Source organism: Motilimonas cestriensis (assembly GCF_021295315.1).
GTDB classification, from domain to species: Bacteria; Pseudomonadota; Gammaproteobacteria; order Enterobacterales; family CBDFNC01; genus Motilimonas; species Motilimonas cestriensis.
Genome location: NZ_JAIMJA010000004.1, coordinates 26,909 through 51,956 on the forward strand (window position 1 = coordinate 26,909; position 25,048 = coordinate 51,956).

Below are 25,048 nucleotides of genomic sequence, written 5' to 3' on the forward strand. Positions count from 1 at the left end.
TACTTTCTCTTTTTTTATGTAAAAATTTAATCTAATCGACTTTTGATTTATTCCGCGGTGGTACTATGTTTGGTCTACCCCCTTTTTTTGGAGTATCTTCATGGCCCGTATCATCACCTTCGGTGAGATTTTAATTGATTGGATCCCCCTTGAATCCCGCCCCTTTGGTGGCTTGGATATCCCAGTCAAAGGTCAGTTTCCCGGTGGCGCGCCGGCTAACGTCGCGGTTGCCGTGGCGCGTTTAGGCCAGATGGCGCAATTTGTTGGCGCGGTTGGTCAAGATGATGCTGGTGAATTTCTCCGTGAGTCGCTGCAGAAAATGGATGTGAATACCGACCATTTATTGACTGACCCTGAGCACGCTACGCCAATGGCCTTTGTTTCGTTAGATGAAAAGGGTGAACGCTCTTTTTCATTTGCACGCGAAAACACCGCTGATTTGAATTTTGACCCTGATTACTTTGCGCAAGGCGTGTTTTCCGGCGAGGGTATTTTCCATATTTGCTCTAATACTTTGACCCATGAAGGTCTATTCCAAACAACTTTGATGGGGTTGCAACAGGCGCAACAAGCTAATTTTCTGACCAGCTTTGATGTCAATTTGCGCTTGCCACTATGGCGCGATCCTTCACGGATTAAGGCGAGAGTGCTTGATTGTATTTCTTATTGCGACATTGTGAAGTTAAGCCAAGATGAGCTGGAATATTTAGCGGCTGAGGAACCTTCACTCACATTTATTGCGGACTTGCTTACCTTAGGTCCGAGCTTGGTTTTGGTCACCGATGCCGATAAGCCGGTTTCTTTATACATGGCGGGCAACATCTTGACGCAAGTAACACCGAAAGTAACGGTGCTTGATACGACCGGTGCCGGCGATGCGTTTATGGGGGCTTGGTTATACGCCATGTTGGCACAAAATGTGTGTAACCCAGAGGCACTGGAGCAAGCGCTTAATAGTGATGCTGTTTGGCAATTTGCGCTGAAAACCGCGGTGACAGGGGGTGGCTTTGCTGTGACTCATCAAGGGGCATGGAGTGCCTTACCTACCTTAAGCGATATTAAAGCGCTTTAATTTGTAAATATTTGGGGAATGATAATGACCATTCAGTTTCGCGATCCAAGTTTTATTCAGCAACACATTCAGCAGCTTACCGATTTTTATCAGCAGCATGCCATTGACCCGCAAGGGGGCTTTTATCAAACCTTATTGCCCAGTGGCGAGCATCAACAAGAGCCAGTAAAGCAGCTGGTTAGTTCAACCCGTTTAACCTGGGTATTTGCTACTTGTGGTAGTCAATTCAAGCAAGAAAGCTGGTTAGCCAGTGCGAAACATGGCTTAGATTATGTGAAAAACCAGCACTTTGATGCTGAGCGCGGCGCGTATAACTGGGTGATGAACGGCAATGTTCCTGCTGAGCAAGAGAATTATTGCTACGGCTTAGCATTTGTATTGCTGATGTATGCTGGCGCGCTAAAAGCGGGATTAGATGGAGCAAGGCAAGGTCTGAATGATACCTTTGAGTTACTTGAGCAGCGCTTTTGGCAACCGGATAGCGGTTTGTATGCAGATCAAGCGAGTGCTGATTGGCAAAGTTACAGTGATTATCGTGGTCAAAATGCCAATATGCACGCTTGTGAGGCGATGATTGCCGCCTTTGAAGCGTCTGGTGAACAAAAGTATTTAGATCGCGCCTTATTAATTGCCGAGAACATCTGTATCCGTCAAACCCAAAGCACAGATGGCCTGATTTGGGAGCATTACAGCCAAAACTGGCAGGTAGATTGGAATTATAACAAAGATGACCCGAAGAATTTGTACCGTCCTTGGGGTTTTCAACCGGGACATTTAACTGAATGGGCTAAGTTACTGCTGCTGATTTACCGCCAGCAAGCTCAGCCTTGGTTGTTGATCCGGGCTGAAGCGTTATTTAATGCGGCGTGGACCAAAGCATGGGATAAAGATCGCGGCGGTTTATATTATGGCTTTGATCCGCAAGGTAATATTTGCGACGACGATAAATATTTTTGGGTGCAAGCGGAATCAATGGTGGCGGCCGCTCTGTTGGCTAAAACCACAGGTAAGGAAGTGTATTGGCAATGTTATGATCAGTTATGGCAGTACTGTTGGACCCATTTCTGCAATCAGCAGCATCAGCCTTGGTGGCGCTTACTGAGTGCCGACAATCAAGTACTCGATCCAACCATCGCCAGGCCCGGCGCTAAGATTGACTACCATACCATTGGCGCTTGCTTAGAAATTTTGCATGTTTTAACTAGCGAGTAGGAGCAGAAGACATGCTGCGATAAAGTCTCACGCTATCTATATTGAGACTTTATCTTGTTATTTTGGGCCGGTGATTATTGGTAGAGGTATTTGGTAAAGATAATATTACTGACTCCTTTAATCCCCGCCTCTTGTACTAATAGCTTGTTTACCTCTTGTAGGCAGGCATCACGAATTTCATTTCGACCTGTTATCGATTTAATCTTTTGCTCATCTTGGCGGCCAAAAATTTCTATCATGGCATCGCGTAGTAGGGGATCATGATGCTCGATTGCGGCTAAATCACTGGCGTGTTCGAGTTGAAACTCCACTGCGACACGGACATAGCCGATGCGCTTGCCGGGCTTAATGTAGTTCGTGATAATATCTGGCTCAAAGGCGTAGTAGGCAATGCCATCAGTACCTTTGGCTTCTTCAGCCAAGCTGGGTGCGCTCAAAAAGAGTAATACCAATAAGGAGATGAGTCCCTTTTTCATGATTAGATCCCAGTAGATATTTAGAAAACAAATAGATGGCAGCAGTTTAGGGTAAAGTGTTGCTGCTGTTAAGTATTAGCATAGAAGAATTTAGTTCCACAGGTTACAATTTGTCGTCAAACTAACAGATATTTTGATTTAACCCGTATTTTATCAAGCGCGACAAGGATGACTTTTGCCAGCAATATCTCATTTTCAGCATTTTAAACAGGCTTTTCCTTTGGGAGTGGATGCAAGTTGGCAAGCTATTGAACATTATGCAGAATTAGACAGTAGTTTGTATTCTTGGTTAGCTGACGCCGGCTCGTTAACTGAGCGACTAATGGCCAATTGTCAACATTTTAGCGTGCGCGTTATTGGGCAAGATGTTTTGCCGGTGAGTGATGTTGAGCGACAAGCGTTAGCGGATTCAAAATACTTCAACCCTAGCGCTGACACTCAGTATATGGTGCGTGAAGTGTTACTGTGCTGTGACCAACAGCCTTGGGTGTTTGCTCGTACAGTGATCCCCGCGTCTACCTTAACGGGTGAAGAGCGGCAATTGGCGACATTGGGTGAGCAACCATTGGGCGCCACCTTGTTTAACGCAGCGAGTATGACGCGGCAAAACTTAGTGGTGGCTTCGTTTTCTGCCAACAGCCTAGTGTCGCAAGTTGTGCATCAACGCTTTGACGAAGAGGGGGCCATTCTTTGGGGTAGGCGCTCTTTATTTCATCTATCGAATAAACCTTTATTGGTTCATGAAATTTTTCTACCTGCAGCGCAGGCTTATCAACAAAATGACTAAATCATGAGTATTTCCTTTCTTAGTGCTGAAAAACTTCAGTCTTATGTTCGGCTGACACGCCTTGATCGTCCCATTGGCAGTTTATTATTATTATGGCCAACGGGTTGGGCGTTATGGTCTGCGGCCCAAGGTGTCCCAGACGGTTGGGTGTTATTGGTCTTTACCTTAGGTGTATTTTTAATGCGCTCAGCGGGATGTGTGATCAATGATTTTGCTGATCGTAAAGTGGACGGTCATGTAAGCCGTACCCAACATCGGCCGATGCCATCGGGCTTAGTCAGCAGTAAAGAAGCACTCACTTTGTTTGGTTTACTTGCTTTGACCTCCTTTGTTCTGGTGCTCACACTGAATACGAAAACGATACTATTGTCGTTTGCAGCATTAGCTTTGGCATTTTGTTACCCATTTATGAAGCGTTTCACTCACTTGCCGCAGTTGGTGCTTGGTTTAGCGTTCAGTTGGGCTATTCCGATGGCTTATGCCGCGCAAACCAATGCGTTACCTGCTGAGCTGTGGTTGTTGTTTTTGGCTAATGTGGCTTGGACCATTGCCTACGACACTATGTATGCCATGGTTGATCGTGACGATGATTTAAAAATTGGCATTAAATCGACAGCGATCTTATTTGGTCGTTTCGACAAATTGATAACAGGATTGCTGCAAGTATCCACCTTGTTATTGCTGCTGGTTTTTGCACTTGTTACCCAAGCTGGAGCGAGTTTTTATTGGGGCTTGTTGGTAGCAGCGGCTTTGTTTGCCTATCAGCAACGTTTGATCAGTGATCGCCAAGGGCCTGATTGCTTTCAAGCATTTTTAAACAATAATTACGTTGGCTTGGCTATCTTTGTCGGTATTGCTGTGGATTGGCTACTGCGCTAGCGTTGCCGCTGGCTTAACGCCAACGATACGAGTTAATCCCCTCATGCAACATTGCTCGGCATAAGCTAATGCGTATTTTTTACCGCAAAACATACGCTATCTGGTTACGACGAGTTTAAGTTATTGACATGAATCAGCTTGATGTTGGTTGGCAATGGTGTGCTCTATGGTGCTCAACACTTCATCTGATAATAGGCTGCGAGTGAGCTGGTGTAGCTCATGCAAGGCTGACTTATTCACCTGATCTTGCTCATTAATATATTGCTGCGCTTGCAGCTGCTCGATAAATATTTGCAATACCTTCACATCGAAAAACTCTGGTGCTCGAATACCGTGCAACTGAGCTAAGCGCTCTGCTATTTGTGTGCTTTGCTGGGCTAAGGTTTTCAATTCAACGGGCTGATCGCGTTGTAATAGGGTTAACACAATATGATAGCGTTGAATGGTCTCATCGATAATGTTGGCGAGTAAACGGATCTGAGTTTTATGCAGGTTGGCACTGAAATAGCGCTCGGCATTGGCATTGATTTCACATGTTAGCCAACCTAGTTGTACTAAGTGCGCTAAATATTTCTGCCCTTGCTGCCACATTTCGTCGCTATCCCATGGCAGGAATAGCTCAGCTTTAATTAACGGGTAAAGTTGATTAAGGTTGGTTTCGAGCTGGCTTAATGTAATGCCTTCATCATGTTGCACTAAGCTGGCAATCAGTGCTGGCAGGGCAAATAAATGAATAATGTTATTGCGATAAAAGGTGAGCAGCATACTTTGGCGTGGCTCAATGCTGATGATCTCGCCTAAGCAATCTTGATATACCCGGAACTTGCTCATGCTGAGTGCGGCTTGTAATACCGAATCAGCATCCCCTTGTGGCAGGCTGACGAGCGGGCTGAATTCAACTTCGCTTAACAAGGATAAATAGCTGGTTAACTGGGTCAGTAGTTGCTCGCGGCTTAGGGTATGCCGTTTGCTGGCTAACAACACTAAGCTACACAATGGCAATGCATTCACCGCGGCAGCACGGTTGATCCCGGTCATTACTTCACGTCCGAGCTGAGTAATGGTTGCAGGAAACTGCGCTGACTCCGTTAGGTTGCCCTCATCACGCCAGTCTTGATGGGCGCGGTCTAAAAATTGATTCAGTAAAATAGGCTCGCCAAAGTTAACAAAGCCTTGGCCAAAATTACGCAGTTTTTTGGTGATTGATAGCACCTGCCAGAACGATTCCTTTTGTTTTTTCTGCCCTTGCAGCTCTTTCATGTAAGTGCTTACTTCCATTACATGGTCGTAGCCAAGGCAAATAGGGATTAATGCGATAGGCCTATTCGGTGTGTTTTGCATGGCCTCAATGGTCATGCCTAGCATGCCTGTTTTGGCTGGTAATAATCGTCCGGTGCGGCTGCGACCGCCTTCGGTAAAGAACTCAAGGGAGTAACCCTTGCTGAACAAATAGCTTAAGTAAGCCTTAAAAACGCTGGCATATAAAGGGTTGCCTTTAAAGGTGCGGCGGATAAAAAATGCGCCGCCACGGCGAAAAATAGGCCCAGCCGGGAAAAAGTTTAAGTTGACGCCCGCAGCGATATGAGGCGGCGTCATGCCTTGCTGGTAAATAATCGACGACAGTAATAGATAATCCATATGGCTGCGATGGCAAGGTAAAAATACAATCTCGTGGCCTTTGTGCGCTAAGTTACGCACGGTTTCGGCGTTGTTGACCATGATGCCTTGGTAAATTCTATTCCATACCCAAGTCAGTATTTTGTCACCAAGCCGCACCAGTGGATAGGAAAAATCTGAGGCTATTTCATCAAGGTAGCGGGTGGCTTTCTTTTCGGCCTCAGCAAGGGATATATTTTGCTCTTGGCTTGCCTTTACTATGGCTTGATGGATCACATCGGAGGCGAGTAAGTCTTGGCGCATTTTGTTACGTTGCGGTAATTTAGGTCCTTTGGCTGCCAACTTCTGCCTTGTGAAATGAGTGTAAGCTATTTTTTCTAGCTTAGTGGCTAAGTTAGGGTCATCACCATAGTCATGGTTTAAGCGCTGTAATGAAAGAGGCTTGCTAAAGCGGATTAAGCTATCTCGGCCACGAAATAAAATAGTGAATGCTTTGTTTATCCAGTTTGGTGAGCTTGCGCGTAAAATTGAAAACCAAGGTTTATGGCCTTCATAGCCCGGTGCTCGCCCCCAAAATAGGGTGACTGGAACCAGTTGCACATCAATATCCTCGTTGTTTTGATGCAGTTCAAGCAAGACTCTAAATTGGTCTTCATACGCCTTACGTGGTGCTTTTGAAAACAAACGTTTGGGTTTATTGAGACAAACAAAGCGGTTAATACTTTGTTGGTTGATGGCTAACGGTGTTAGAGGATCGGGCAAATTGAGCTTTTGACAAGCTCGTTGCAGCGTTAACAAATCACTGGAAGACAAGGTTTTCAACGCGTAAACAATCGGTTTGTCTAAATCGAGTTGCAAGTCAGTTTGTGGGCAGCTAGGCACGGTTTTACTGGCAACCAGATGCTTTAAAAAAAAGCGTTGTAAAAAATTCATCGAATGCCCCTAGCCTTAAACTCATATTAATAAATAAATTGTTAGCACCTGTCGCTTGCTTGTCATATCTTATGGCCAAGCTACGCGAGTCTGATGGCGCTAAAATACACTAAAAGTAGCGGTAATTTATGAAAAAAAGGACATAAAAATGGAAAAAAATACCGGGTTAAAGCGGATTTTTATGGCGGGTATTTATTCTCTTCAGGGTTTTAAGCATGCTTTTAAGCATGAGGCTGCATTTCGTCAAGAGTTGTTGTTAGCAGTGATATTTATTCCCCTTGCTTGTTGGTTAGATGTTGAGCAGGTGGAACGCATTTTAATGATCGCTTGTTTGCTGCTGGTGATCATTGTGGAATTGTTAAACTCAGCGGTTGAAGCTGTGGTTGACCGCGTTGGTTTAGAAAAGCACGAGCTAGCGGGGCGCGCTAAAGACTTAGGCTCCGCAGCGGTGTTTGTGGCGTTGACGCTTACGGTATATGTATGGGCTGATATTTTACTGTTTTAATAATTGTATGTTGTTGATTTAATAATGGCTTCCCATTAATTCATTTTTAAAGCTCCAGGTCTGACCTATTGCCAGCCTGCTTTGACTACACTTGACGAGTACTTTATTGCTTCGGAGTCTCGTCATGCCACCTTCGCTTACCATTGTTATCCCCACTCATAATCGGCCCCAATTGTTACCTCAGGCTGTCGAAAGTGCTATTGGTAGCTACGCATCGCCAAGTGAAATTCTAGTTATTGATGATGCTTCAGAGCCCGCAGTAAATGAGGTGGCATTACAACAGCGCTTTGGCTCTCAGGTGAAAGTTCATCGCAATGAAACCAGTATTGGTATTTATCGCGTGCGTCAAAAAGGCTGTGAATTGGCATCAGGGCAGTACATTTACCAATTAGATGATGATGATCGTTTAGCTGCTGGTTCACTCGATATAGCAATGGCGGCCCTAAGGGCGCATAAACTGGATTTGTTGTATCTGAACGTAACAGGCTTTGGTGAGCGTGGTGACTATTTCAATCGTAATCAAGGGGTGGCTCTTGAACGTTTTATGGCGCTAGCACAGCCAATGGAGCTGGCTCCTGAACTAGATTATTTAACAAATGCTTGCTCTGCATTGTTACAATTAGCCCCTTCCGCATTACAGCATCCGTTAGCTAAAAAACAACTGTGGTTAGAGGTCAACCATGTTCGAAACTTAGCGCACCAAGCAGCTTATGATGGTCGCGATACGATTGACTGTGCGCGCGAAGCTCGTTTGTTAGATGAGCTTAATGATTGTGAATTTGCTTTGTACGCTAGCTGTTTAGTAAAACTTGGGTTCCATCGGGCTCGGTTTTATCTCGCGCGGTGTGAAGGCCAGCGGTATTTCTCTAGTGGGCAATCTAATCATCAACAACTTGAAGCCAATTTAATGCTTAAGAAGCGTTTTTATGGGATTTGTTGCAAGTTGTCGAGCCTCAAGGATGTCAGAAAACAAGCTAAGTTAGCATTAGCCCAAGTCTATTTTAATGCAGCTTGGGATGCTCTAAAGCAGCATGGAGACAAAAGTGCAGCATTTAACTATTTACTGTTAAGTGCTCAATTGGTACCACAGCTAAAAGTGTTTAAACTTGCCTTAACTATTTCTTTTTCGCCTAAACGCCGTAACAAAGCCAGGTTTTATAGTCAGTAGCTAAAAGGGTTTAGTGCCGAATTACAAGGTAGGCTTGCCCGCTTTGGTTTAACTGTATATACTCACAGTTAACTGTATATAAAAACAGGCTGTAATCATGAAACCATTAACACCGCGCCAAGCAGAAATTCTTGAATTAATTAAAGACAATATCGCTGATACTGGGCTGCCGCCAACGCGAGCGGAAATAGCCAAACAGCTAGGTTTTAAAAGTGCTAACTCTGCTGAAGAGCATTTGAAGGCATTAGCCAAAAAAGGCGTGATTGAAATGATGCCAGGTACGTCGCGTGGTATTCGTTTAGTGGATGCAGAGCCTGCTGCCAATGAAGAGGAAGGGTTACCCCTTATTGGTCGAGTTGCTGCCGGTGAGCCCATATTGGCGCAAGAGCATGTTGAGTGTAATTACAAAGTGGATCCAAACTTATTTCACCCCAGTGCTGATTTTTTGTTACGCGTCAGTGGTATGAGTATGAAAGATATTGGCATTATGGATGGCGACTTGCTTGCTGTTCATAAAACCAAAGATGTACACAATGGCCAAGTGATCGTGGCTCGGGTGGAAGACGAAGTAACAGTAAAGCGCTTTCAGCGTGATGGACGACAAGTACTGCTTCATCCCGAAAATGAAGAGTTCAATACCATCAAAGTTGATTTAGCCAGTGAGCATTTCGATGTTGAAGGTATCGCAGTTGGCGTTATTCGTAACGCTGATTGGATGTAACCTGTTGTTACCTAGCTAACCCAAATTCAAGCCGCCTTATTCAAGGCGGTTATTTTCTCGCTTTTCTTAGTTCCTCTTTGGTTAACCCTTACTTGATAAGTTTTTTCTTGCCAGAGTTGGACGCCTGTTCATCTTGCTGCTATGTGCTTAATTCTTGCAAAAAATAAATTAACATAAATTTTACAAATGTTTAAAAGCTGCTTTACTTGTCTTAGGTGAACGTAGCGGGGAGCTTTGCTTTACCTACTTGGGGAAGAGGCCAGCCTTGCTGGCCTCGGCCGTTGGCGATGACAGAGGAGAGGTCATGTGAGCCAGCTAGAACGTTCCGTTATTACAATTTCATCTTTAATTCGTTCAGTTCATAAATGTGGTTACTTGGTGTTGATGATGGGCTTTTCAAACTCAGCATTAGCCAAGTCAATGCCGTTTAACTTGACTGAGGGGGTGACTGATGTCAGTCAGCAAGTTTACGACTTGCACATGACGATTTTTATTATTTGCTGCGTAATTGGGCTCGTGGTTTTTGCTGCGATGTTTTGGGCTATTTTTAATCATCGCAAAGACAAAGGCGCACAAGCGGCGCAATTTCATGAAAATACTAAAGTCGAAATTATTTGGACGGCGATCCCATTCGTGATCCTGATAGGCATGGCGATCCCAGCCACGAAAACCTTAATTGCGATGGAAGATCCCAGCGATGCTGATTTAACCATTCAAGTTACGGGCTCACAATGGAAGTGGCACTATAAATATTTTGGCCACGACGTTGAATACTACAGTTTACTTGCTAGCCGCCAAGATCAAATCCATAACCAAAAACAAAAGCGCGAAAATTACCTACTTGAAGTGGACTACCCTTTGGTTTTGCCAGTCGGACAAAAAGTGCGTTTTTTGGTGACATCAGAAGATGTTATTCATTCTTGGTGGGTGCCCGCTTTTGCCGTGAAAAAAGATGCCAACCCCGGTTTCATTAATGAAGCATGGACTCGGATTAACGAGCCCGGCATTTATCGCGGTCAATGTGCCGAGTTATGCGGTAAAGATCATGGCTTTATGCCAATTGTGGTGATCGCTAAGCCGGTTGATGAGTTTGAAACTTGGTTAGCTGAACAAGAGCAAAAAGCCGTAGCAGCGAAAGCCGAAGAGCAAGCCATGTTAGCCATGAGCATGGACATGGATGAAATGATGCAGCTAGGCGAGCAAGTTTATAACAAACATTGCGCCGCATGCCATCAAGCGAATGGTGAGGGGTTGGCTGGCGTATTTCCCGCCCTTAAAGGTAGCCAAATTGCGACTCAAGATATCTTGGGCCACATCAACATTGTGGTGCATGGTAAATCAGGCACCGCGATGCAAGCGTTTGGCAAACAATTAACCTTAAAAGAATTAGCTGCCGTGATTGGCTACGAGCGTAATGCTTGGGATAACAATACCGGTGATGTGATCCAACCCGCGCAAGTGAAGGCGGTGATGCAGCAGAAGGACCTATAACATGAGCACAGGATCCGCTTCTAACCCCCTCGCTTCAGGCGTAGATGATCATCATAATCACAAGCCTAATGGTTTTTTCGCGCGTTGGGTGTTTACCACTAACCACAAAGACATTGGCAGCTTGTATCTGCTGTTCAGCTTTGCCATGTTTTTGACTGGTGGCGCGATGGCGATGGTGATCCGGGCTGAGCTATTCCAACCGGGATTACAATTGGTTGAGCCGAACTTTTTTAACCAAATGACCACAGTTCATGGTTTGATTATGGTGTTTGGCGCGGTAATGCCCGCTTTTGTTGGTTTAGCCAACTGGATGATTCCGGTGATGATAGGCGCACCAGACATGGCGTTGCCTCGAATGAATAACTGGAGCTTTTGGATCTTACCGTTTGCCTTTAGCTTGATGCTAATGACCTTATTTATGGAAGGTGGCGGTCCCAATTTTGGTTGGACTTTCTATGCCCCATTATCGACCAAGTACAGCCCTGATAGTACCGCGTTATTTGTGTTTGCGGTGCATTTAATGGGCATCAGTTCAATCATGGGCGCGATTAATGTCATTGTCACCATAGTGAATCTACGTGCGCCGGGCATGACTATGATGAAGTTACCGCTATTTGTTTGGACTTGGTTGATCACCGCCTTCTTGCTGATTGCGGTCATGCCAGTGTTGGCCGGCGCGGTGACCATGGTGTTGACGGATAAATACTTCGGCACCAGCTTTTTTGATGCTGCGGGCGGTGGCGACCCGGTGATGTTTCAGCATATCTTTTGGTTTTTTGGCCATCCCGAAGTTTACATTATGATCTTGCCTTCATTCGGCATCATCTCCGCCATCGTACCGACCTTTTCACGCAAACCTTTGTTTGGCTATGCTTCTATGGTGTATGCCACCGCGTCCATCGCTGGATTAAGTTTTTTAGTGTGGGCGCATCATATGTTTACCACTGGGATGCCGGTGGCAGCTGAACTGTTCTTTATGTATTGCACCATGCTGATCTCCATTCCAACCGGGGTTAAGGTATTTAATTGGGTGGCGACGATGTGGCGTGGCTCACTCACCTTTGAAGTGCCAATGCTGTTTGCTATTGCTTTTATTGTGCTGTTTACCATAGGTGGCTTCTCTGGGCTGATGCTGGCGATCACACCGGTAGATTTTCAGTATCACGATACCTATTTTGTGGTGGCGCATTTTCATTATGTTTTAGTGTCGGGCGCGATTTTTTCCATTATGGCTGCGAGTTATTACTGGCTACCGAAATGGACTGGTTATATGTATGACGACTATTTAGCTAAGTGGCATTTTTGGTGCTCGTTAATTTCAGTCAATGTACTGTTTTTTCCGATGCACTTTCTAGGCTTAGCGGGTATGCCAAGACGGATCCCCGATTACGCACTGCAGTTTGCCAATGTGAATGCGGTGGTTAGTCTCGGTGGCTTTGCCTTTGGTTTATCGCAACTGATTTTCTTAGTGGTGGTGATTAAATGTATGCGTGGCAAAGGTGAGCGTGCCGCCGCCAAACCTTGGGAAGGCGCTGAAGGTTTAGAGTGGGAAATGCCTTCTCCTGCGCCTTATCATACTCATACCACACCACCTGAGATTAAATAACATGGCCAGCTCACGGCGTTTAGTTGGTGGATTATGCCTAGTGGTAGTAGGCATGTTTGGCTTTGGCTTTGCGTTGGTGCCTTTGTATCAGGTGTTTTGTGATTTAACTGGGCTGAACGGTAAAACCAGTAATATTGTTAATGCGCAAGCTCAAAGTAGCCAAGGCGTTGATCTTGAGCGCATTGTCACGGTCGAGTTTGTCACTTATATCAGCAAGGGCATGCAATGGCAGCTCACGCCTAAGGTTGAACAATTAAAAGTTCATCCCGGTCAGATGTACGAAATGGAATTTATCGCCACGAATCTCAGCGCGAAGGATCAAGTTGGACAAGCGGTGCCTTCGGTGTCGCCTGGGCAAGGCGCTAATTATTTAAATAAGACCGAGTGTTTTTGCTTTAACCAGCAACCCCTTGCTGCAGGCGAAACCGCAACACTGCCGCTGCGGTTTTTTGTCGATACAGAGCTACCAAAAAATATCAGTACACTCACCTTGTCTTATACCTTATACGAACTGCCTCAGCCGCAGCAAAAAGGCTAAAGGAGCACGGTTATGTCTAGCACTTCTTCTGAGCAACATTCCACTGAAAAAACCGAAGCTTATTATGTGCCAAGCCAAAGTATTTGGCCGATTGTTGGAGCGGTCGGGTTGTTTTTTATGGCGTTCGGGGCCGCGCGCTGGATTGGCGGTGGTGGCGACCAATATAGTTGGGTGCTTTTCCTCGGCAGTGTGATCATTATTTTTATGTTGTTTGGTTGGTTTGGTAATGTCATTACCGAGTCGATGTCGGGTATGTACAGCGCACAAATGGACCGCTCATTTCGTCAAGGCATGAGTTGGTTTATCTTTTCAGAAATCATGTTCTTTTTGGCTTTTTTTGGTGCGCTGTTTTATGCCCGTACGATTGCTGTGCCGTGGTTGGGCGGAGCAGGGAATAACGCCATGACACATGAAGTGCTATGGCCGCAGTTTCAAGCTCACTGGCCATTGATTAGTACCCCAGGTGGCACCACAACGACGGCGATGCCTTGGCAAGGTCTGCCATTAGCCAATACAGTTATTTTATTAATCTCTTCTGTTACCTTGCATTTTGCTCATATCAATTTAGAACGAGGCCTGCGCACGCAAGTGAAACTTGGGCTTGGCCTAACGGTGCTGTTAGGCTGTATTTTCTTGTTTTTACAAGTCGAAGAATATATTCACGCCTATCAAGAAATGGGCCTAACCTTAAGCTCTGGTTTATATGGCAACACCTTCTTTTTACTCACTGGATTTCATGGTCTACACGTTACCTTAGGCACCATTATTTTGTTTGTGCTGTTTTGTCGCGTGCTCAAGGGACACTTTACGCCGGCGCAGCATTTTGGCTTTCAGGCGGGCAGCTGGTATTGGCATTTTGTCGATGTGGTTTGGCTTTGCTTGTTTGTCTTTGTTTACATTCTTTAAATTGAATTTGGGTTATTGCCAAGGGGCTGGATTCGGTGTGATCAGCCCTAATGCGATGGCAATGAAGATAATCAATAGCACCACGGCTGAGCCGAATAAACGACGACCTAAGTAGCGAGTAAGCAGGCTTTTATCGGGCTGCTTTAACAAGGTAGGTAAGGCTAACGCGAGGTTAATCAGTACCACGAGTACCACGCCAATAATCACAATTTTTATCACCATAGGGAGCCTTATGCACTGGAGAAGGATCTCTTTCTTAGTTTTAAACTTGGCTCTGATTGGCTTAATGATCAAGGCGGGGTTTTGGCAATTGGATCGCGCCACGCAAAAACAGGCTATTTTAGATCGCGGGTCGCAAACGCAAGCCTTGGCTGATACTGATGCGTTATGGCAGCAAAGTGCCGAAGAGCTGAGCTTAAAAACGGTTCAGCTGATTGGCGAGTTCGATGTTTCGAAAATATGGCTGCTGGATAATAAAGTGCACCAAGGTGAGGTGGGCTATGAAGTGTTACTGGCGCTAACGCCAAGTGATAGTGAGCAGCGTGATAAGCGCATTTTGGTTAACTTGGGTTGGGTATCTGGATTAGGCGATCGCCAGCGCTGGCCTGATTTATCTCGATTAGAAGCTTGGCAGGGCACGGTGGCGGTTGCTGGGTTGTTACATCAACCAAATTTGGGTTTTCAATTGGGGGATGAGCCATTAAGCGATACTTGGCCGCAGCGGTTACAAGGGCTAGATATGGATAAGTTAACTGCGTTTTATCAGCGGCAAGGCTGGTCTTTGTCGCCTGTGGTGTTACGGGTCGACCCTGATGGCGATATTGGTTTTGTTAAGGAATGGCCTTTAATCACGATGATGCCAGCGAAACATATAGGTTATGCCTGGCAATGGTTTTTAATGGCCTTAGTGTCTACTGGATTGTTTATCTGGTTTTATCGGCGAGGTGGTTTATATGCGAAAAAATAAAACCTTACTGCTGCTGTTATTAGTGTTTGTGTTGCCTTTTGGCTTGGCGAAACTGGTGCTCAATCAACATTGGTATCAGGCGGGAGAGCTTAATAAAGGCGAGTTTTTACCTGAGCAAGTGATGTTGTTATTGAGCGATAATCGTCAATGGTTACTCCTGCATCCAAAAACCGACCAAGCGACTAACTTGTTGCCTAAGTTAATTAGTTCATTAGGGCGAGAGCAACATCGGGTTCGCACCTTATCTATTGCGCAGCTCTCTAAGCGAGAGCAGGACAAGTTGAGCCCTGACTATTGGTATATTTGCGACCCGACAGGGCTGGTGTTACTGCGCTATGTGATCCCGCCACAGCAGGCTGAGCAATTACAGGTGGCTAAGGCGTTGCAAACGGATTTACGCAAGTTATTAAAAATGTCTCGAGTGGGCTAAACGTTAGGCGTAAAGCATGGATGAGGGTGATTGATGGCCATATTTAAGCTGAAATATCTTTCTATTATCGCGCTAGTGCTGGCTTTTTTGGTGGTTGGTATGGGCGTTTATACGCGCTTAACGGAAGCCGGTTTAGGCTGTCCTGATTGGCCGGGTTGTTATGGCCATCATAGCGTGCCTAACTCGCCCGATGAAATAGCAAAGGCCGTCGCGGCTTTTCCTGATGTGCCTCTTGAGCCCCATAAAGCATGGAATGAAATGATCCACCGTTATTTAGCGGGAAGTTTGGGGTTACTGATTTTCGCTTTTGCGCTGCGCGCGCTGATTAGTCGGGTTGATCGCCTATTATGTATGAGTTTGTTATTGGCTGTGATCTTTCAAGCTGCGCTGGGAATGTGGACTGTCACCATGAATCTGATGCCCTTAATAGTGATGGGGCATTTGTTGGGGGGTTTCTTTATTTTGGCATTGTTGTTTCTTTTCACTATCAAGCAATGGCCAATGCCTAGAGCTCATATTAAATGGCGGCTGGGCTTATCTCGTTTTGCTTGGCTAGCGTTGCTCGTTCTTTTATGCCAAATCGCCTTAGGCGGTTGGACCTCATCGAATTACGCTGCGGTGGTGTGTACTCAATTACCGCTATGCGAAGGTAATTGGTGGCAAAACTATAACGTATCCGCCGCACTTCACGTCCCAGAAGCTGATACCTATCAATATGGTGTATTAGATTATGGCGCGCGGACCACTATTCACGTGAGCCATCGTATTTGGGCGGTAGTGACAGCGCTTTGTTTGGTTGCGCTGGCCATTACTTGGTTATTACGTAGTCAAGACGGCTTAAGCCGTGGCTTGGCTTGGGGGTTATTGGTAGCGGTGAGTATTCAATTTGCCCTCGGCATCAGTAATGTGGTGTTGCAATTACCCTTGGCGATCGCGGTGGCACATAATTTGGTGGCAGCGTGTTTAGTGTTATTACTGGTGAGCTTGTTACTGCGCTTGTATCAAGCCAAGCAAGAGCAAGGAGGCCGACATGGCTAAATTATTAAGTGTATCCGATGCGTTAGGCTCGCCAGCGTTCAGTACTTGGCGCAGTTATTACCAACTAACTAAGCCGAAAGTCATTTACCTGCTGATGCTGACCGCGTTGGTGGGCATGTGTTTGGCGGTTGAGAGCTGGCTACCTCCGCTGCAGGCGACTTTTTCACTACTGGGTATAGGTTTGGTTTGTGCATCCGCAGCGGCGATTAATCAAATTTTAGACCGCAACATCGATGACAAAATGGCGCGCACTCAAGGTAGGCCGTTACCGAAAGGACGCGTGTCGGTGCGTAATGCCAGTGTGTTTGCGGGCGTGCTAGCGCTGGTTGGTTTTGTCATGTTGTTACTGGCCGCTAATTTGTTAACGGCCATCTTAACCTTTGCCAGCATGTTAGGTTATGCGGTGGTTTATACCTTATTTTTAAAACGCGCTACGCCACAAAATATTGTCATAGGCGGTTTAGCCGGTGCAATGCCACCGCTACTCGGCTGGACCGCCATGACCGGGCAATTAGATGGCAATGCTTTGCTGTTGGTGATGATTATTTTTACTTGGACTCCGCCACATTTTTGGGCGCTAGCCATTCATCGTCGCGATGATTATGCCAAAGCCAATATTCCCATGTTGCCTGTTACCCACGGCATTGAATTCACCAAAACCTGCGTGTTGCTTTATACCTTGTTACTTTGTGCCGTTGCGCTATTACCTTGTCTAACTGGGTTGTCGTCATGGCTATATGGGGTGGTAGTGATGGGGCTTAATCTGCGCTTTATGCAGCATGCTTGGCGATTAAAATTTAAGCCACAGCCCAATAGTGCAATAAATACCTTTAAATTTTCGATTGTTCACCTCATGATCCTGTTTTTAGCTTTGTTGTTGGATCATTGGTTATTATGAAATCTAAATCATCATGGATATTGATTGCGCTGTTGGCGTTAGTGGCTGGAAGCTGGGCTGGGGTACAAATTATCAATCGCGCACCGGCGGTGAAGGCAGTCTATTACCAACCGGCTAAGGTATTAGCGGACTTTACTTTGGTAAGAGACCAGAGTGAGTTTACCAAAAAAGATTTATTAGGGCGTTGGAGCCTAGTGTTTATTGGCTATACCTTTTGCCCTGATATTTGTCCAACGACTCTCGCCGACTTAAATCGTATTTACCCTCAGCTTAAGGCTAACCCGGCAAAGGCTGATGTGCAGGTGGTGTTTTTATCGGTTGACCCGAACCGTGATACGCCAAAAAACCTGACCGAATACACGCACTACTTTAATTCTGAATTTGTTGGTGTGACAGCTGCTCATGAGGTGTTGTTTCCACTGACTCGCGCGCTGGGCATGGTTTACAGCATTGTTGAAGAAGGCACGGAGGGGGCATATTTAGTGGATCATAGCGCATCGATTGCGTTACTTAACCCTGAAGGAAAACTACAAGCGGTGTTTCGGCCGGAATTTGAACCTGGCAGCATACCTGCTGTTGACATGGATCAGTTAGTATCTGATTTTTATGTTATTTCTAACCGGTAGTTGGCTCAACCCTCGATCGGTTTGTAGGTTATTAGTAACGGGCATAAAGATACAGTCACAGAGGCTGTTGCTTATTCCTCGCTCAGATTATTTAGTTTGACCTTATTTTTGGTAAAGCAGTCAATATAGTCTAATATCGATTTAGGCGATTATTTATATATTTGTTGTTTTTAAATTGATAGACAAATCTGCACAACTTTATACCTCCTGTTGTTTCCACGTAGTTTTGTCTATTTCATCGAAGATTAAGGGTGGCACATGACTGCAAAGATCTCTTTAACGTTAGATACGCATTTTAATAGTTTTGTTGCGCGCCAAGTGGCTACGGGGCGTTATGCCTCGGAGAAAGAAGTAATACTCGCGGGATTAAAGGCACTAGAGCATGCTGAAGCAAAAGCTAATGCCCTGCGTTTTATGATGGATAATGGTTGCGAACACACCTTAATTGAATATTCATTTGAACAGTTGATTGCTGAGTTTGATGATTTTGCTGCTTGATGGCGAGAAAGCGACACCCAGCAAGTTTGATTCTCTTCGATGCGTTTACCAGAGCCTGCCTTTACCTGCTTCATTCAAGTGAATGAAGCAGGTGCTGTATTTTAAGGCAACCTGAAATCTGCAATAGAATTGTATTAAAGCTATTCCAACTCACTTTACGTTATCAACGGTTTAGTTTAACCGGGGTGATCATCGACACGGGGTTGAACTAGCATAGGCCCAAATTTTAATGTGAATATAGCGAAGGCAAAACACCATAAGCCACCAGCTAACCAAAGTAATTCATTCATCCATTGTGGCCAAAGTAAAACAGCAAAGGTGCGCACCAATGCTGCACCAGCGATGGCAAGAAAGGCCCAGGTCATATTCGGTCCTTGATAGATATTACGACCAGTATGGCCCATGGTAACTCGAGTGATCATAGCCAAAATAACCCCCGCAATACTGCCTATGGCGATTAAATGTAATGATACGTGCCAAAACCCCGGAAACAGATTAAGACCCAGCACCAATAAACTAAGAGGAATAAAGGCATAGCCTAAATGTAATGACCACAGTAGGGGCTCGTGTAAGGTTTTAAGGCCTTGCCAGCGATATAGACGAATAAATTGAAAGGTGGCGGCAAACACGAATAAGGGCGGCGACCAGAGAGCATTTAAGCTTGGTATAAAGCTTAAAATAAAAAGCACAATGAATGGGATGTTCGCTGCGCTTTCTAGCCAAAAAAAGCTTCTGGGTTTGTCTATGCCTAGTTTTGTTGCGGTAAAGAAAGGAATCACTCGAGCACCCATGATTGATAATAATAAGGCAAACCACCAAATCATACTCTGCCACAGTGCTGAACTGGTAAATGGCAATTGAAGCCCCAATATTGGTTGGCCGTTAATGCTGATGTAACTTAATGCATTAACCACTAAAGCGAGTAGCAACAGCGGCACGAAAAATAGGTTTTTCCAGCGTTTCATTTTTATCACACGTTTAGCTACTGCAATGGCGCAACTTAAGATAAATAGAGACTCAATGATTAAGATGATAATCAATGGTGTCGGGGTCCAAAATAATAGCCGTGGTAACAGCCATAGACTAAACAAACCCGCTAAAGCCCAACTGTGCGTACCTCGGATCCCAGTCCAGTTTTGCACCGCCGTTAATACAAAGCCCATCACTATCGCCATGGCAAAACCAAATAATAGTTCATGAACGTGCCACCATATGGCGGGAACTACGAGTAGATCGGGTTGACCATGACTACGCAGCCATAGCCACACAGGAATACATAAAATTGCGTATAAGCTGGCAAATAGAAAGAATGGCCGAAAGCCAAGTCGAAATATCGGTAGTACTCTGTCTTCTTTCGCTCTATCGACAATATTAAGCATCAGGGCTCCTTGAGTATGAGATATGTTCTTGATGATAATCTGTACTCCACCGCGATGCTTGCTTTGCGTTAATAAGCGGCTCATTAAATACAATTTTACCCTTTATAGGTAGTGTTTAGCGGATAGTTTGTTACACTTCGCGCGAATTGTTCAAGGTGTAAAATGATGAAATCCCCCGTCTGGTTATCTGATCCTAGTTATCGTAAGCGTTTGTTTGCACTGGCGTTGCCGATGATGCTGTCAAATGTCACTGTTCCTCTGTTGGGCTTGGTGGATGCCGCTGTGCTAGGTCATCTCGATCATAGTTACTACCTAGCTGGCGTTTCGGTAGGGGCAATGCTGATCACCTTGGCATTTTGGTTGCTGGGTTTTTTACGCATGTCGACAACGGGGCTGGTGGCACAGGCTTTTGGGCGTAACGATGCCATGGCGATCAAACAAGTGCTGCTGCAATCTTTGGTGTTGGCCGGGGCTTTGTCCGTGTTATTGCTAGTGCTGCAAAGTGTTATCTTAAACTTAGGGCTAATGTTGGCGGCGCCAAGTGAGCAAGTGGCGTTTTATGCACAGCAGTATTTTTCCATTCGCATTTGGAGTGCACCGGCAGCGTTAGCGAATTATGTCATCTTAGGTTGGCTACTCGGGATGCAAAATGCACGTGCGCCAATGTGGTTATTAATCATCACTAACCTCGTTAATATTTTGCTCGATCTATGGTTTGTTTTAGGTTTAGGTTGGCAAGTGCAAGGTGCGGCGGCAGCGTCAGTCATAGCTGATTATTTTGGTTTTGGGCTGGGCTTATATTTTGTGTTTCACGCCATTAAGCCTTATTGGCAGCTTGGCGACTGGTCGGTGTTAATGCAAAAAATATGGGGTAGGGCGAACTTTTTTCGTCTGATTGCTCTCAACCGAGATATTTTTTTACGTACCTTATGCGTGCAAATTTGTTTCTCATTTATGACTTTTTACGGCGCACGCTTAGGGGATGACATTGTGGCAGCCAATGCGGTGTTATTAAATTTCTTACTCTTTATCTCTTTTGCCTTAGATGGCTTAGCTTATGCTGTTGAAGCGCTGGTCGGTAAGGCGGTGGGGCGACGTGATCCCATTGAATTTAAGCGCTGCGTGAATGTGACCTTCTTTTACGCGTTGTTATTTGCCATCTTATTAATGGTGATTTTTGCTTTATTGGGTGCAAATATTATCGCCTTAATTACCGATATTCGCAGTATTCAAATGACGGCAAACAGCTACCTTATTTGGTTGGTATTTATCCCATTAACCTCGGTGTGGTGTTTTATTCTAGATGGCATATTCATCGGTACCACTCAAGCCAAAGCAATGCGCAACAGTATGCTATTTGCAACCTTGTGCTGTTTTTTCCCAGTATGGTGGTTGGCAAAAGACTTTGGCAATCACAGCTTATGGTTGGCTATGAATGCCTTTATGCTAGGCCGCGGGCTAAGTCTAGGTTACCTCTATTGCTTAATGCAGCGGAACAATCGTTTTATAGTTATTTAATGATATTGGTTGATTGAATTATCACTCATCTCGGTTACACTTGCGGTGATATTAATTTGACTTTGAGTGACACTGTGAATGCGCTTAGTAAGTGGCTAGGGTTAACTGGGATAGTGGCAATGCTAATAGCCTGCGATGGCAAAGACGTTGCTTATTATGAATTACATGTTGATGAGGCAAAAGGGAAGCTGGTTGAATGTAGTTATAATAATTTCTCTGCTAGCATGCTCCCAAGCGAACTCACTGACTTAATCTTCAAGGATAAAGAGTGTGAAGCGGCGAGAAATGCGCGCCTTGCTGAAAAGCGTATTAAGCTGCAGCAGTTACAACAACGTGCTGATGGCCAAAGTCGCAGTGAATACCAGACTAAAAAGCGTCAATTATTGGCCATGAGTTATTTAGCCTTTGTTGAGCTTGAAAGTACCTGTGGTTGGGCTGATGTTAGTCCCGTTTGCCAAGCAGCTCGCGATGTACAAGACGATATGTTGAGTAAAGAAGTCGCACGCTTAAAGCAAGCCTACAGTGGTGCTGCATTAAATCAAGTTAAAGCCGATGCTTGTCGCGGCGGTGCAACCTATGTTCAAGCGTTATGTAATGTGGCGGAAATTGCCCTTGGCCAACAGCAAACTCAGCGCGTGTCTTACTATTTAACCAATCAATCGGCGTTTAAACAAGAGTACAACGCTTGTCGCATTGAGCTGTTAGCTAATAATGCTATTCATGATGATGACGCCATTGCGCAATATATGAGTGGCGACCATCAATGTGCATTAGTTGCAAAAGCGGCCAACCTGATTGGTTTGCATGATTTTTCGCAGCCGCTTTAGCAAGTAAAACCGACAAACTAAATGGCGCCAGGATAACCGAGTTGACGCCAGCCTTCATATACAAATACCGACACCGCGTTAGATAAATTCATTGAGCGACTGTTTGGGCTCATTGGGATCCGCAGCTTTTGCTCAATGGGCAGGTTATCTAAAATCTCGGCCGGTAAACCGCGCGTTTCTGGACCAAATAATAATATATCGCCATCTTTAAACTCACTATCACTATGGAACGTAGTGGTTTTAGTGGTGCATGCAAAAAGGCGTTTATCACCGACATAGGCTAAAAAATCTTGATAATTGGCATGGCGAGTAACATGGGTCATTTCGTGGTAATCAAGACCGGCACGACGAACCTTTTTATCATCCAAATCAAATCCTAACGGCTCAATGAGGTGCAATTTACAGCCTGTGTTGGCGCATAAACGAATGATGTTTCCAGTATTCGGCGGGATTTCTGGTTGGTACAGGGCGACTTCTAACATGATGGTTACTCAATCAAGAACGAAACCGCAAGCATATCAAATAAATTCTACTTTTGCGGTATGATAGCGGCTGGTATTTACTGGTGGGATAGATATGAAAGACTTTAAATGGGTAGCACCGATTGTTATTTTAGTGAGTGCACTACCAATTACCTTAAATTTTGTGATTAATGGCTATTTTGAAAAACTAGATAATAAGCTAGCGGCCGAGAAGAAGCAGCGTGAAATTGCGCAGTACTATGAAAAAAAGGCGCGTATTGAATCGCGCCGTTTTGCGGAAAATATGTTTCCCGGTTTGGTTACACCTGGTTTACTCCATCTTGAGAGCGTTAACTAACCAAATGCATTGACTATCGGGGCTTTTAACCGAACAGTAGCCAAATGATAGTGCCCACCACCATAAGCTTAATTTTGGTTTTCCAGGAAGCCTTGTAGATCATTTGTGCCAAAGCAATCGGCATAAATAGTCCAATGAAAATATAATCTTTAGTGCTTAATTTAGTATCTTCTTCTGCTTCGGATTGTGGGTTTTGTTCTGACGCGCTTTCTGCGTATTCTTGCTCCACTGGGCCGGTGACTTTTCTCGCTTGTTTTTGCGCGGCTTGTTGCTTTGGTGTCAACTCGAGTATTGGTTCGGGTTTTTCTGCTGGTTGCCACCAGTTTTCTCTTGGTGCTTCACCTAAGCCTGCCTTCACGCGCATCAAGCGTTTATTTAACTGAGTCACCTTGCTGGAGCGCGTTTTAACGCCATATTTTCGTTTAATATGTACTAATTGCTTTTGTAACGGGATGCCTTTTTGAGCGTCCAGCATGGCAACAAAGTTGGCGTAGCCTTCTAAGCTAGGAAACAATGCCCCTGGACCCCATGATTTACCCTCGGGCCCGTATAAGTCTATTTGGTGTAAAATGGCGCGAAAGCGTTTTAGAGTTTTGCGATCCACCGATGCTTTTTCATTAACCACGACACCAGTGACTTCCTGTTTTTGATGGCGGCGCATGACCTTAGTTTTATCTGGATGTAATAAGAATCCTTCACTTGTAACAATTTGTTTTACTCGCCATAGCAAAGACTGCACTTTATTTGGTTCGTCGCTGGAAAAACTGAGATCGTCGGCATATCTGGTATAGGCAAAGCCTAGTTTTTCTGCCATGCCTGCTAGTCTAGCGTCCAAACGTCGGCACAAAATATTCGTGATGGCAGGACTACAAGGCGCGCCTTGTGGCAATATTCTTGGCCCTTGGTCAATATGCCAAATTTGGCCGTCCATCGCCACCGCCTCGGTGTCCGGCTCGGTGGCCAGTAAAGCAAACAAGGTGCCTAACTCTTCGCTGTATCCTTGTTTGCAAAATAGTCCCTTCACTCGAGCGTAACTGATACTAGGGAAAAAGTCTTTCAGGTCAAAGTTGACGACTACACCTTTGTTTATATGTGGTAGGGCATTGCTAAGTATGCTGCGCCCAGGTACAAAACCATGTGCGGCAGAGTGTAACTTGACGGGGGCGAGTACATTCTCTAGTAGCCAATATTGCGCTCGTTTAAGCCTAGGCATGGGGGCTGAAATATGCCGTTTACCACCTGTTTTCTTTTCAATGGCAAACTTTTTATAGTGGCTGGTTTGCGATACCTCTTTCTGGTAGCACAGAAACCTTAGCTCTCCGATACTGATACCCATTCCTTGGGCTAATGCTTGACTATCAGCAAAATAGGGCAGGCCTTGACTGGTTAATTTACTCTTATCGCTGATTTTTTCGCTTAAGCCAGCAGAAAATTTTTCTCCCAAATAAGTAATTTCTTTTTGTTGTTTTTGATACCAATTGAGGGCATTTTCATAGCGAGTTTTATTTCTTGTCTGGCGCACTTGTTCGCGCTTTTCTAACGCGGCTTTTTTACGCTCTTGGTGTAGGTGCGCCAGCGCTTTTTCTGGATCACTATATAATTCATCCTGTGAACTTAACTCTCTCAGCTGAGCCATTAACTGAGCGCGTTTTTCAACAAATTCCTGAGTTAAATTGGGCTGTTCTTCGTCATTACGCCAAAAACCTAAGCGTTTCATTTCGTCAAGTATGTATTCTTCTTTACTCGACTTTCGTATTTTATCGTAAATTTCTTGGCGGGTTAATTTTGTGCTTGATTCAGACATTACAAAAGCCTCCGGCGCGACTAATTTGGCTCAAGCGCTGGGTAAAAACATAAATAAGAAGCATTGATAAGAAGGGAAATAGCAACGCGGTGAAAGTTTCCTTCGAAGAGTTCTCAGTGCTAAGGCAATCAACTCGATGCCGTACGCCCCCTATATCACTCATTGGCTTCTTTGAAGCCATACTGCAATAGTGATATAGGGGGCTGTACGGCCCAGTTAAGATTGCATTAGCTACGCGTGGGTAGTCTTTGTGCCAGAATGGCGAAACACCATTCGAGATGCAAGGTTCTACAACCGCGTTGCTATGTAAATTGATTATATCTTTCAATTGTT

At 45.0% G+C, this 25,048-nt stretch carries 26 protein-coding genes; 20 read left to right on the forward strand and 6 right to left on the reverse strand.

Going from position 1 to position 25,048, the window contains the following annotated elements; translation table 11 throughout:
- The first annotated feature begins 100 nt into the window (after nucleotides 1–100).
- The gene (locus tag K6Y31_RS04795) at nucleotides 101–1,072 is read left to right on the forward strand and encodes a carbohydrate kinase family protein (protein WP_233051707.1); all 972 of its coding nucleotides are present in this window, start codon (nucleotides 101–103) and stop codon (nucleotides 1,070–1,072) included.
- 24 nt (nucleotides 1,073–1,096) lie between these two features.
- On the forward strand, nucleotides 1,097–2,284 hold the full coding sequence (locus tag K6Y31_RS04800; protein ID WP_233051708.1) for an AGE family epimerase/isomerase: 1,188 nt from the start codon (nucleotides 1,097–1,099) through the stop codon (nucleotides 2,282–2,284).
- Between the two features lie 74 nt (nucleotides 2,285–2,358).
- Here K6Y31_RS04800 and K6Y31_RS04805 read toward each other — a convergent pair whose 3' ends face one another.
- Entirely contained in the window at nucleotides 2,359–2,760 is a 402-nt protein-coding gene (locus K6Y31_RS04805) for a flagellar basal body-associated protein FliL (protein ID WP_233051709.1), read from the reverse strand.
- A gap of 175 nt (nucleotides 2,761–2,935) precedes the next feature.
- On the opposite strand from K6Y31_RS04805, the gene K6Y31_RS04810 reads away from it, so the two are divergent.
- Both K6Y31_RS04810 and ubiA read left to right on the forward strand, forming a co-directional pair.
- Nucleotides 2,936–3,547: a chorismate--pyruvate lyase family protein gene (locus tag K6Y31_RS04810; RefSeq protein ID WP_233051710.1), complete on the forward strand. Its 612-nt coding sequence runs from the start codon at nucleotides 2,936–2,938 to the stop codon at nucleotides 3,545–3,547.
- A gap of 3 nt (nucleotides 3,548–3,550) precedes the next feature.
- Complete coding sequence (ubiA, locus tag K6Y31_RS04815) at nucleotides 3,551–4,426, forward strand: 4-hydroxybenzoate octaprenyltransferase (protein ID WP_233051711.1); 876 nt, start codon at nucleotides 3,551–3,553, stop codon at nucleotides 4,424–4,426.
- Between the two features lie 120 nt (nucleotides 4,427–4,546).
- Here ubiA and plsB read toward each other — a convergent pair whose 3' ends face one another.
- Nucleotides 4,547–6,976, reverse strand: coding sequence for a glycerol-3-phosphate 1-O-acyltransferase PlsB (gene plsB / locus K6Y31_RS04820; RefSeq protein ID WP_233051712.1), 2,430 nt, complete (start codon nucleotides 6,974–6,976; stop codon nucleotides 4,547–4,549).
- Nucleotides 6,977–7,124: 148 nt separating this feature from the next.
- On the opposite strand from plsB, the gene K6Y31_RS04825 reads away from it, so the two are divergent.
- The 7 genes from K6Y31_RS04825 to K6Y31_RS04855 all read left to right on the forward strand — a co-directional run bounded on the left by K6Y31_RS04825 (nucleotide 7,125) and on the right by K6Y31_RS04855 (nucleotide 13,911).
- Nucleotides 7,125–7,481 carry a diacylglycerol kinase gene (locus K6Y31_RS04825; RefSeq protein ID WP_233051713.1) on the forward strand — a complete coding sequence of 119 codons (357 nt, stop codon included), beginning with the start codon at nucleotides 7,125–7,127 and terminating at the stop codon, nucleotides 7,479–7,481.
- Nucleotides 7,482–7,605: 124 nt separating this feature from the next.
- Entirely contained in the window at nucleotides 7,606–8,649 is a 1,044-nt protein-coding gene (locus K6Y31_RS04830; protein ID WP_233051714.1) for a glycosyltransferase family 2 protein, read from the forward strand.
- A gap of 97 nt (nucleotides 8,650–8,746) precedes the next feature.
- Nucleotides 8,747–9,370 carry a transcriptional repressor LexA gene (lexA, locus tag K6Y31_RS04835; protein WP_233051715.1) on the forward strand — a complete coding sequence of 208 codons (624 nt, stop codon included), beginning with the start codon at nucleotides 8,747–8,749 and terminating at the stop codon, nucleotides 9,368–9,370.
- 384 nt (nucleotides 9,371–9,754) lie between these two features.
- Complete coding sequence (gene coxB / locus K6Y31_RS04840; protein WP_427901894.1) at nucleotides 9,755–10,861, forward strand: cytochrome c oxidase subunit II; 1,107 nt, start codon at nucleotides 9,755–9,757, stop codon at nucleotides 10,859–10,861.
- A 1-nt stretch (nucleotide 10,862) separates the two neighbouring features.
- Nucleotides 10,863–12,467 carry a cytochrome c oxidase subunit I gene (gene ctaD, locus K6Y31_RS04845; protein WP_233051716.1) on the forward strand — a complete coding sequence of 535 codons (1,605 nt, stop codon included), beginning with the start codon at nucleotides 10,863–10,865 and terminating at the stop codon, nucleotides 12,465–12,467.
- A 1-nt stretch (nucleotide 12,468) separates the two neighbouring features.
- Nucleotides 12,469–13,005, forward strand: coding sequence for a cytochrome c oxidase assembly protein (locus K6Y31_RS04850; RefSeq protein WP_233051717.1), 537 nt, complete (start codon nucleotides 12,469–12,471; stop codon nucleotides 13,003–13,005).
- Nucleotides 13,006–13,017: 12 nt separating this feature from the next.
- A complete protein-coding gene (locus K6Y31_RS04855) occupies nucleotides 13,018–13,911 on the forward strand; it encodes a cytochrome c oxidase subunit 3 (protein WP_233051718.1) in 894 nt (297 codons plus the stop codon).
- 12 nt (nucleotides 13,912–13,923) lie between these two features.
- On the opposite strand, the gene K6Y31_RS04860 is transcribed toward K6Y31_RS04855, so the two are convergent.
- Complete coding sequence (locus tag K6Y31_RS04860) at nucleotides 13,924–14,133, reverse strand: DUF2909 family protein (RefSeq protein ID WP_233051719.1); 210 nt, start codon at nucleotides 14,131–14,133, stop codon at nucleotides 13,924–13,926.
- Between the two features lie 10 nt (nucleotides 14,134–14,143).
- Here K6Y31_RS04860 and K6Y31_RS04865 point away from each other — a divergent pair, with 10 nt between their 5' ends.
- From K6Y31_RS04865 to K6Y31_RS04890, 6 genes are all read left to right on the forward strand, one after another.
- On the forward strand, nucleotides 14,144–14,878 hold the full coding sequence (locus K6Y31_RS04865) for an SURF1 family protein (RefSeq protein WP_233051720.1): 735 nt from the start codon (nucleotides 14,144–14,146) through the stop codon (nucleotides 14,876–14,878).
- Nucleotides 14,865–15,308, forward strand: coding sequence for a hypothetical protein (locus tag K6Y31_RS04870; RefSeq protein ID WP_233051721.1), 444 nt, complete (start codon nucleotides 14,865–14,867; stop codon nucleotides 15,306–15,308). Before K6Y31_RS04865 ends, K6Y31_RS04870 begins: the two co-directional genes overlap by 14 nt.
- A gap of 33 nt (nucleotides 15,309–15,341) precedes the next feature.
- Complete coding sequence (locus tag K6Y31_RS04875; protein WP_233051722.1) at nucleotides 15,342–16,346, forward strand: COX15/CtaA family protein; 1,005 nt, start codon at nucleotides 15,342–15,344, stop codon at nucleotides 16,344–16,346.
- The gene (cyoE, locus tag K6Y31_RS04880) at nucleotides 16,339–17,244 is read left to right on the forward strand and encodes a heme o synthase (RefSeq protein ID WP_233051723.1); all 906 of its coding nucleotides are present in this window, start codon (nucleotides 16,339–16,341) and stop codon (nucleotides 17,242–17,244) included. Before K6Y31_RS04875 ends, cyoE begins: the two co-directional genes overlap by 8 nt.
- On the forward strand, nucleotides 17,241–17,870 hold the full coding sequence (locus K6Y31_RS04885) for an SCO family protein (RefSeq protein ID WP_233051724.1): 630 nt from the start codon (nucleotides 17,241–17,243) through the stop codon (nucleotides 17,868–17,870). The genes cyoE and K6Y31_RS04885 overlap by 4 nt, the downstream gene beginning before the upstream one ends.
- Nucleotides 17,871–18,128: 258 nt before the next feature.
- On the forward strand, nucleotides 18,129–18,368 hold the full coding sequence (locus K6Y31_RS04890) for a type II toxin-antitoxin system ParD family antitoxin (RefSeq protein ID WP_233051725.1): 240 nt from the start codon (nucleotides 18,129–18,131) through the stop codon (nucleotides 18,366–18,368).
- Nucleotides 18,369–18,544: 176 nt separating this feature from the next.
- Here K6Y31_RS04890 and K6Y31_RS04895 read toward each other — a convergent pair whose 3' ends face one another.
- Nucleotides 18,545–19,747: an NnrS family protein gene (locus tag K6Y31_RS04895; RefSeq protein ID WP_233051726.1), complete on the reverse strand. Its 1,203-nt coding sequence runs from the start codon at nucleotides 19,745–19,747 to the stop codon at nucleotides 18,545–18,547.
- Between the two features lie 162 nt (nucleotides 19,748–19,909).
- Between K6Y31_RS04895 and dinF the strand changes: the two genes are divergently transcribed.
- Together dinF and K6Y31_RS04905 are read left to right on the forward strand one after the other, a co-directional pair.
- On the forward strand, nucleotides 19,910–21,265 hold the full coding sequence (gene dinF, locus K6Y31_RS04900) for an MATE family efflux transporter DinF (protein WP_233051727.1): 1,356 nt from the start codon (nucleotides 19,910–19,912) through the stop codon (nucleotides 21,263–21,265).
- A gap of 119 nt (nucleotides 21,266–21,384) precedes the next feature.
- Entirely contained in the window at nucleotides 21,385–22,092 is a 708-nt protein-coding gene (locus K6Y31_RS04905) for a hypothetical protein (protein WP_233051728.1), read from the forward strand.
- A gap of 17 nt (nucleotides 22,093–22,109) precedes the next feature.
- Here K6Y31_RS04905 and trmL read toward each other — a convergent pair whose 3' ends face one another.
- Nucleotides 22,110–22,574, reverse strand: coding sequence for a tRNA (uridine(34)/cytosine(34)/5-carboxymethylaminomethyluridine(34)-2'-O)-methyltransferase TrmL (gene trmL / locus K6Y31_RS04910; protein ID WP_233051729.1), 465 nt, complete (start codon nucleotides 22,572–22,574; stop codon nucleotides 22,110–22,112).
- 94 nt (nucleotides 22,575–22,668) lie between these two features.
- Between trmL and K6Y31_RS04915 the strand changes: the two genes are divergently transcribed.
- Nucleotides 22,669–22,911, forward strand: coding sequence for a hypothetical protein (locus tag K6Y31_RS04915; RefSeq protein ID WP_232800861.1), 243 nt, complete (start codon nucleotides 22,669–22,671; stop codon nucleotides 22,909–22,911).
- A gap of 25 nt (nucleotides 22,912–22,936) precedes the next feature.
- Here the strand turns inward: K6Y31_RS04915 and K6Y31_RS04920 are convergent, their stop codons facing one another.
- On the reverse strand, nucleotides 22,937–24,715 hold the full coding sequence (locus tag K6Y31_RS04920; protein WP_233051730.1) for a reverse transcriptase family protein: 1,779 nt from the start codon (nucleotides 24,713–24,715) through the stop codon (nucleotides 22,937–22,939).
- Nucleotides 24,716–25,048 lie beyond the last annotated feature (333 nt).